Genomic DNA, 1,172 nt, shown 5'->3' with positions numbered 1-1,172 from the left:
GCGAAGCGAATCCATTCTTGTTTTTAGCGTCCTAGCCGGTCTTTGAGAAAAACTGCCCCCAGGAATCGAGCGCAGCGAGATTCAATAGAGTTTGAGCGAAGCGAAAACATAGGGCAGTTTTAAATGCCGTTTTTAATTTTTTTGGGCTTTTAATAATATAAAAAGCTTTTAAATGCTTTTAGGAGGGCTGAAATCATTGGTATACGTGCGTTTCAGCGATCATTCTCCACCATTTACCTTGCAATACTCCACCATTTACCTTGCAAGAATTTCTCAATACTCCACCATTTACCTTGCATAATCCATCATAAAATATTATGGTGGATTTACATCATAAAAATTATAGGTGGGAGATGTCGGAATTAGTAGTCAAAGACAATGCTCTAATCAATGCTAGTTACAACCTTGACCTAACAGAACAACGGTTAATTCTGCTAGCAATTGTGGAAGCAAGGGAATCAGGCAAAGGAATTAATGCGAATGACCCTTTAAACATTCATGCAGAAAGCTATATAAATCAATTTGGAGTGCATCGAAATACCGCATATCAAGCCTTGAAAGATGCTTGTGATGATCTTTTTGCAAGACAATTCAGCTATCAAAGCCTTAGCGAAAAGGGGAATATCCAGCATCATAAATCACGCTGGGTAAGCGAAGTTATTTACGTTGAACAAGAAGCAGTTGTTAAGTTAATTTTTGCTCCCGCTATTATCCCGCTAATTACTCGACTAGAAAAACACTTCACAAGCTATGAATTAGAACAAGTTAGTCAATTAAAAAGTGCCTATGCTGTTCGCTTATACGAAATTTTAATTGCTTGGCGTAGCACAGGAAAAACACCCGTAATTGGGTTGGATGACTTTAAAAAACAGATAGGAATTAATGAGGGAGATTACAAGCGAATTGATGTACTTAAATCCCGTGTACTAGAGCCATCAATTAAGCAAATCAATGAACATACGGATATTATTGTATCTGTTGCACAGCATAAAACAGGGCGTTCAGTTACTGGTTTTTCATTCCGATTTAAACAAAAACCACAACCAAAAGTAGAACAAAGAACCGACCCAAAACGAGATCCAAACACACCTGATTTCTTTGTCGAAATGACCGATGCACAACGGCATTTGTTTGCACACAAATTATCTGAACTGCCCGAAGTTGGTAGCGAA

General features: G+C 38.1%; 1 protein-coding gene. It reads left to right on the top strand.

What is annotated here, in order from left to right:
* Nucleotides 1–353 precede the first annotated feature (353 nt).
* The coding region (gene repM, locus FTV38_RS17795; protein WP_180023078.1) for a replication initiation protein RepM at nucleotides 354–1,172 on the top strand (819 nt) is incomplete at its 3' end.

It is taken from the genome of Acinetobacter sp. YH16044 (genome assembly GCF_013417145.1).
In the GTDB taxonomy this organism is placed as follows: Bacteria; Pseudomonadota; Gammaproteobacteria; order Pseudomonadales; family Moraxellaceae; genus Acinetobacter; species Acinetobacter amyesii.
Note: the sequence above shows the minus strand (reverse complement) of the source record. Positions and strands in the feature narration are given on the sequence as shown.